General features: G+C 70.7%; 8 protein-coding genes and 1 pseudogene. 1 reads left to right on the top strand and 8 read right to left on the bottom strand.

Annotation, left to right across the window (positions count from 1 at the left end; all coding sequences use genetic code 11):
* Positions 1-24 precede the first annotated feature (24 nt).
* The 6 genes and pseudogenes from FPZ12_RS38875 to FPZ12_RS38850 form a co-directional block, all read right to left on the bottom strand.
* The gene (locus FPZ12_RS38875; RefSeq protein WP_150980703.1) at positions 25-969 is read right to left on the bottom strand and encodes an ROK family protein; all 945 of its coding nucleotides are present in this window, start codon (positions 967-969) and stop codon (positions 25-27) included.
* On the bottom strand, positions 970-1,347 hold the full coding sequence (locus FPZ12_RS38870) for a hypothetical protein (protein ID WP_144755140.1): 378 nt from the start codon (positions 1,345-1,347) through the stop codon (positions 970-972).
* Positions 1,347-2,489 (bottom strand): ArsA family ATPase, encoded by a 1,143-nt coding sequence (locus tag FPZ12_RS38865; RefSeq protein ID WP_144755136.1) that lies wholly within the window; start codon positions 2,487-2,489, stop codon positions 1,347-1,349. The genes FPZ12_RS38870 and FPZ12_RS38865 overlap by 1 nt, the downstream gene beginning before the upstream one ends.
* Before the next feature lie 2 nt (positions 2,490-2,491).
* A complete protein-coding gene (locus FPZ12_RS38860; RefSeq protein ID WP_144755133.1) occupies positions 2,492-2,932 on the bottom strand; it encodes an SRPBCC family protein in 441 nt (146 codons plus the stop codon).
* Between the two features lie 108 nt (positions 2,933-3,040).
* A pseudogene (locus FPZ12_RS38855) lies at positions 3,041-3,831 on the bottom strand (metallophosphoesterase family protein).
* A 10-nt stretch (positions 3,832-3,841) separates the two neighbouring features.
* A complete protein-coding gene (locus FPZ12_RS38850; protein WP_144755149.1) occupies positions 3,842-4,228 on the bottom strand; it encodes a polyketide cyclase / dehydrase and lipid transport in 387 nt (128 codons plus the stop codon).
* Positions 4,229-4,333: 105 nt separating this feature from the next.
* Here FPZ12_RS38850 and FPZ12_RS38845 point away from each other — a divergent pair, with 105 nt between their 5' ends.
* Positions 4,334-6,136, top strand: coding sequence for an AMP-dependent synthetase/ligase (locus FPZ12_RS38845; RefSeq protein WP_144755130.1), 1,803 nt, complete (start codon positions 4,334-4,336; stop codon positions 6,134-6,136).
* Between the two features lie 18 nt (positions 6,137-6,154).
* Here the strand turns inward: FPZ12_RS38845 and FPZ12_RS46945 are convergent, their stop codons facing one another.
* Entirely contained in the window at positions 6,155-6,286 is a 132-nt protein-coding gene (locus tag FPZ12_RS46945; protein ID WP_279537848.1) for a hypothetical protein, read from the bottom strand.
* Entirely contained in the window at positions 6,283-6,570 is a 288-nt protein-coding gene (locus FPZ12_RS38840) for a hypothetical protein (RefSeq protein ID WP_144755127.1), read from the bottom strand. Before FPZ12_RS38840 ends, FPZ12_RS46945 begins: the two co-directional genes overlap by 4 nt.
* Positions 6,571-6,576 lie beyond the last annotated feature (6 nt).

The raw sequence follows: 6,576 nt of genomic DNA, 5'->3' as shown, positions 1-6,576 counted from the left end.
CGGCGGGGGTGGGGGCGGGAGCGCTCAGGCGGCTTCGAGTGCGAGTGCCGCGGCGCCGACCATCGCCGCGTCGTCGCCGAGGTGGGCGGTGCGGATGCGGGCCAGCGGCCGATGCCGCGCACCCGTGATCGCCGCCGTGTAGTGCTCACGCGCCTCGTCGAGGAACAGCGGCGCGGAACCGGACACCCCGCCCGCGATCACCACGATCTCCGGGTCGAACACGTCCGCCACCAGCGCCAATCCCTCGCCGAGCCATTTCGCCAGCTCCGCCACCGCGCGCTGCGCGATCGGATCCCCGTCACGCGCCGCGCCCGCCACGCGCCTGCCGGTGATCGACCCCGGATCCCCGGACATCTCCCGCGCCAGCAAGGTCGACTGCCCCGGGTATCGCGCCAGCAGCTCGATCGCCGTCGCCGCCAGCGCCGTGCCGCTGCAGTACCGCTCCAGGCAGCCGTACTTCCCGCACGGGCACGCGCGCCCGCCGGGCACCACCGTCAGATGCCCCAGCTCCGGCGCCACCCCGAACCCGCCGCGGTAAATCTGCCCGTCCAGCAACAGTCCCGCGCCGATCCCGGTGCCGATCGCCACCAGCGCCGCCACCCGCGCGCCACGCGCCGCGCCGAACCGGTGCTCGCCGAGCGCGGCCGCGTTCGCGTCGTGTTCCAGGGTCACCGGCAGGTCGACGCGCTTCGCTATCCGGTCCGCCACCGGAGCGGCCCGCCACGCCAGATGCGGCGCGAACATCACCGTGCGCCGGTCGCCGGCGACGAACCCGGCCACCGCGAGCCCGACCGCGCCCACGTTCTCGTGCCGGTTGCGCAGCTCTTCGATGACGCCGGAAATGGCGTCCTCCAAAGCACTTTCCCCGCTGGGCGTCCCCACCCGCGCGGTGTCCAGAATGGACCCCTGCTCGTCCACCACGGCGGCACGCACACTCGTCCCGCCGACATCGAGGCCGACCGCGTGCACCTACTCCTCCTCGCCCCGCCACCGCACGGGGATCCGCTGCACACGCGACGGCTCCGGCTCCTGCCTGGCCGCCGGGCGGAACCCGGGCATGTGGAATCCGGCCTCAGGATCCCACCGATCGGCCAGTACCGCCCGGAGCAGCGCCACCAGCTGCGCCAGCTGTTCCACGACACGAGCCGCGAACTCCGGCTTCTCCCCGCGCACCACGGCGACGACCGCGCACAGTGGACACCAGCCGCAGTCGGTGCTTTCCCGTTCGGTCGCGGGCCCGTGCCCGGCGGCGACCACGCCTTCGAGCCACGGCGCCGCGCGTTCCACGACCATCTCGACGAGCAGCCGGATCTCCTCGGCGAGGCTCGCCCCGTCGGCCTCGGTCATCAGCGCCTCCCGGCGTTGCTCAGCGAAACCAGCAGTCCGCGCTGATCGGACGCGGCGCCGGTGATCTCGCACGGCCGCAGCGCTTCCGGCAGCGCCACCAGCCGCCGGTGCCCGTCCACGGTGATCGCGAGATCGTCGTCGACCCTGGCCAGCTCCACCGCGGCGGCACGCGCCAGCGGCATCGCCACTCGCAGCTCGAACCCGCCGTCCACTTCGGACACTTCAAGCAGGGAACCGACCTCGGAACCGTTACCCAGCAACGGATCCGACTGTCCATAAAGCTCGGTCGAGATCTCCAGCAGCGGATCGACACCGACCGGCTCCACCGCGCGGTGCTCGACGCGCGAGAACTCGCCCAGCCCGGCGCTGTCCAGTTCCGCCAGCACCGCGTCCTGCTGCTTGCGCCGCGCCCGCATCCACGACGCCGCCGGGCCACGCCACGCGCGGGCCGCGGGCATCAGCCTGTTCACGATCACGCCGTCGACCCGGATCCCACGCAGCGCCAGCGAACTGAGCGTGCGCCGGGCCTCCGCGACCACGACCCGTTCCGGCGTCAGCACCAGCCGGACACTGGTGATCGCCGGGTCGGTCAGCAACAGGCGCAGCGACTCCAGATGCCCGGCCAGCCGGCGCACCGACTCGACCGTGCCGCGGCCGCCCGCGAGCTTGAGCTGCCACATCTTGCCCAGGTACCCGGAAATCGCCTCGGGAAGCGCGAGCAGCCGCAATGTCTCGGCCGTCGGCCCGCAGTCCACGACGACCGTGTGCCACCGCCCGGACTCGGCCAGCCGCCGCACCTCGGTCAGCGCCAGCAGCTCGTCCACCCCGGGCAGCACCGTGAGCTCCTCGGCGTCCAGCGTGTCGATGCCCGCGCCGGCCAGCGCGCCGGTGAGTTTCCCGCGCAGGTCCTGCCAGATGTCGTCGGCCAGCCCGCGCGAGTCGATCTGCGCGCCGTGGAGGCAGTGCTCGACCTCGGTGGGCTCGGCCGTCAGCGCGCGGCCGAACGCGTCGCCGAGCGAATGCGCGGGATCGGTGGAGACGACCAGCGTCTTGTGGCCCTTCGCGGCGAGCCCGGCCGCCGTCGCCGCGGCGAGGGTCGTCTTGCCGACGCCCCCTTTACCGGTGAACAGCAGCAGCCGCATACTCAGGAAAGGTCCTCGACCCGGCGCTTGAGCTCCTTGAGCGCGGTGTCCATGACCATCTTCTCCGCCTTGCGCCGCAACAGCCCGATCATCGGAAGCACCAGCTCCACCGAGAGCGTGTACGTCACGCGGGTGCGGCCACCGAGGTCGGCCAGCTCGTAGCGGCCGTTCTGGGCCTTCTGCATCTGGCCCTTCACCAGATGCCAGCTGACCGAGCGGCCGTCCGCGGCCCAGTCGTACTCGAGGGTGTAGACGTCCTTGATCGGCCCGGCGTCCAGGGTCAGCCGGACCTGTTTGGCGCGCCCGTCGTCGTCGGTGGCGAGCACCTCGGTCTGCTGGACCTGCTTGGCCCATTCCGGGTAGGCGCCGAAGTCCGCGATCACCGCCATGACCTGCTCGGGCGGCGCGTCGACCTCGATGGACTGAGTGGACTGGTCGGCCATGCGCGAAAGGTTACAGGGAAGAGCCCGGCCACCACCGCAGGCACTTACCCATGGACTGTGTCACTGCAACATCAGGCCATGCGCGAAAGGTTACAGGGCCAGCGCCCTTCACCACCGCAGGACGTAGGGCCGTTCGGTGACCTTGAAGTGACCGACGTTACGGCACTCCGTCCGCCCGGCCCGCAGCCTGGGCGAAAGCGGCTGGTGCACATGGCCGAACACCGACCACCGCGGCTGCTGCCGGGTGATCAACTCTCGCAGTGCCGTGGAGCCGAGCTCGTGCCTGCGGGCGATCACGTCGTAGGTCAGCTCGGGGAAAGCCGGCGGCGCGTGCGAACACAGCACCTGCACGTCCGTCAGCTTCCCGACGGCCTCGTCGAACTCCTCGCGCTGACGCAGATAAGGCCGCCACACCGGGTTCTTGCGCCGGGGCGGCGCGCCCGCGGGCAGCACCACACCGCCCATGAACCCGAACCGCAGCCCGCCGATTTCGACGACCTCGCCCTCCACGATCCGCACGCCCTGCCCGGCGAATTCGGGCCACAGATCCGGCGAATCCACGTTGCCGGCGATGGCGTAGGTGGGCGCGGTCATCGCCGCGAACAGCTCGGCGTACTGGAGCCGGATGGCGTCGTCGACCGCCGAGGCCGGGTCCTCGAGCGTCGACCAGAGCGAACGAGAGAAGGCCAGCGACTCCTCGCGGCTGCCTCGCGCCGCAGCCGCGCGAAGGTCGAGACCTTCTCCGGGCCGAACAGCGTGCCCAGGATCCCGCGGTCGTGCTGGTGGTAGTCGACGAAGTCGAGCAGATCGCCGAGGACGATCAGCGCGTCGGCCCCGTCACCGGCCCGGGCCAGTGCCTCGGCGTTTCCGTGCACGTCGGACACCACATGAACCCGCATGAGGAGAAGGTTACTGGGGAGGAATTCCCGGCTCCCGGCCGTCCTCGAGGACCTCCTTGAGCCCGAAGGCGATCGCCTTGGCCGCGCGGGCGCGCTTGTCGTACTCGCGGCGCAGGTCCTTCGGGGTGGGCTGCCCTGGCGGAGTGGCGCGGAGGAAGTAGTGCAGGAGGGTGCCGTCGAGCTTGGGCTCCAGCCACACCTCCATCGTCCCGGTCAACGCTCCCTTGACCGTCCAGCGGAGACCTTCGTCCCCGCGGTCGGTGTAGACCTCCAGCAGCAGGTCGGGCCAGTACCGGCGCCAGGCGGCGCGATCGGCGAAGGCGGCGGCGACCGTACCGGCAGGCACCGCGAGGAAGGTCTCGTCCACGACGTCGATGGCGGGCGGTGCACCGTTCAGCGTGCTCACGGGTGTCAGAATGGCATGAGGTACGCCAGTTGGTCATAAGGTGGTGCTGCCGCTAAGTTGACTGGCGAGTAACACCGGAGAAGGCGGAGGTCACCCGTGCGCGAGTACAGCGCCCCGGCAGCGAAGCCGGTTGCCGACGACGAGAACCTGGGCGACATCCTGTGGGCGAACGCCGAACGCTTCGGCGACGCGATCAGCTTCCGGAAGCAGGACGGCGGCTCCTGGCTGGACGTGACCGCACGCGAGTTCGCGGCGCAGGTCATGGCGGTCGCGAAGGGCCTGGTCGAGGCCGGGATCGAGCGTGGCGACCGGGTGGGCCTGATGTCCAAGACCCGGTACGAATGGACGCTCATCGACTTCGCGATCTGGGCCGCGGGCGGGGTGACGGTGCCGATCTACGACACCTCCTCGGCCGAGCAGGTGCACTGGATCCTCTCCGACTCGGGCGCCAAGGGCGTGTTCGTCGAGACCGACGAGCACCACGGCGAGGTCGACAAGGTGCGCGACAGGCTGGGCGAGCTCAAGTACACCTGGCAGATCGAGGGCACCCACGCGAACCCGGCGATCGACGAGCTGACGGCGCTGGGCGCGAAGGTGGCCGACGACGTCGTGCACGAGCGCCGGCGTTCCGTGCAGGCCGGTGACCTGGCGACGATCGTCTACACCTCGGGCACCACCGGCAGGCCCAAGGGCGTGGAGCTGACCCACCGCAACCTGCTGGCCGAGATCCGCGCCGACATCGATGCCTTCCCGCAGCTGATGGAGCAGGGCAACTCGCTGCTGTGCTTCCTGCCGCTCGCGCACGTGCTGGCCCGCGCCATCGCCCTGACGGCGATCACGGCGCGCGTCACGCTGGGCCACACCCCGGACGTGAAGAACCTCGTCGCCGACCTCGGCACGTTCCGCCCGACGTTCGTGGTGGCCGTGCCGCGCGTGTTCGAGAAGGTCTACAACACCGCGAAGCAGAAGGCGCACAGCGAAGGCAAGGGCGCCATCTTCGACAAGGCCGAGGCCGTCGCGGTCGCGTACAGCGAGGCGAAGGAGAAGGGCAGCGCCGGGCTCGGGCTCAAGGCGCAGCACTTCCTGTTCGACAAGCTCGTGTACGCGAAGCTGCGCGCGGCGCTGGGCGGCCGGTGCATCGCCGCCGTGTCGGGCGGGGCGCCGCTGGGCGGCAGGCTCGCGCACTTCTTCCGCGGCATCGGGGTGCCGGTGTTCGAGGGCTACGGCCTGACCGAGACCTCCGCCGCGGCGAACGTCAACACCGAGACGGCGTTCCGGGTCGGCACCGTGGGGCGTCCGGTCGCGGGCACTTCGGTGCGCATCGCGGAGGACGGCGAGGTGCTGCTGAAGGGCGACGTCGTGTTCGACGCGTACTTCAACAACGAGCAGGCGACCAAGGAATCCTTGGAGGACGGCTGGTTCCACACCGGTGACCTCGGCGAGCTGGACGACGAGGGCTTCCTGAAGATCACCGGGCGGAAGAAGGAGATCATCGTCACCGCGGGCGGGAAGAACGTGGCCCCGTCCGGGCTCGAGGACACCCTGCGCGCGAACCCGGTGATCAGCCAGGCGATGGTGGTCGGCGACCGGCGGCCGTTCATCGGGGTGCTGGTGACCGTCGACGAGGAGTTCTTCCCGGCCTGGAAGTCGCAGCACGGCAAGCCCGAAAGCGCGACGGTGGCCGACCTCGCCGACGACCCCGACCTTCGCGCCGAGGTGCAAGCCGCCGTGGACGAGGCGAACAAGCAGGTGTCGCACGCGGAGGCGATCAAGAAGTTCGTCATCCTGGCCAAGGACTTCACCGAGGCGGGCGGCGAGATCACGCCGAGCCTGAAGCTGAAGCGCAATGTGGTGACGAAGAACTACGCCAGCACGATCGAAGGCATCTACCAGAAGTAGCTCAGCGGTGCCCGAACGTCACCTCCCCTTCCCGGCGACGGTGAAGGTGCGGGCGGTTCGGCCGACGCCCGTGACCACGCCCGTCTCGCCCGCGCGGCCGTGCTGGGCGCCGGTGTCGTCGCGGGCGTGCCAAGGCAGACCGTGGATCATGGGGATTTCGGTGAAGGGCCGTCGCCCGCGGGTGCCGGTCCGGCACGCCGGACGGCTTTCGCGGTGTGCCGGACCGACGCCGAAGCCGAAACGCGGCGGACCTTGAGCTTTCCCTCGCGCACCAGCCGCTCCCGCACCTCCTCCAGGATTTCGCCCGCTTCGGCGGGGTCCAGTGCGCCCGACGCGATCAAATCGTGCGAAACCTGGAGGATTTCCCGCCACGAGAGCGCATCCGCGTCGAGCCGCGTGGCGATCAGGTCTTCGAGGTGGGCCTTTCCGTCCATGCGGCC

This window comes from Amycolatopsis acidicola, from assembly GCF_007713735.2.
Classification (GTDB): domain Bacteria; phylum Actinomycetota; class Actinomycetes; order Mycobacteriales; family Pseudonocardiaceae; genus Amycolatopsis_E; species Amycolatopsis_E acidicola.
The sequence above is the reverse complement of the archived record's forward strand: the minus strand, read 5'-3'. Positions and strand labels throughout refer to the sequence as shown.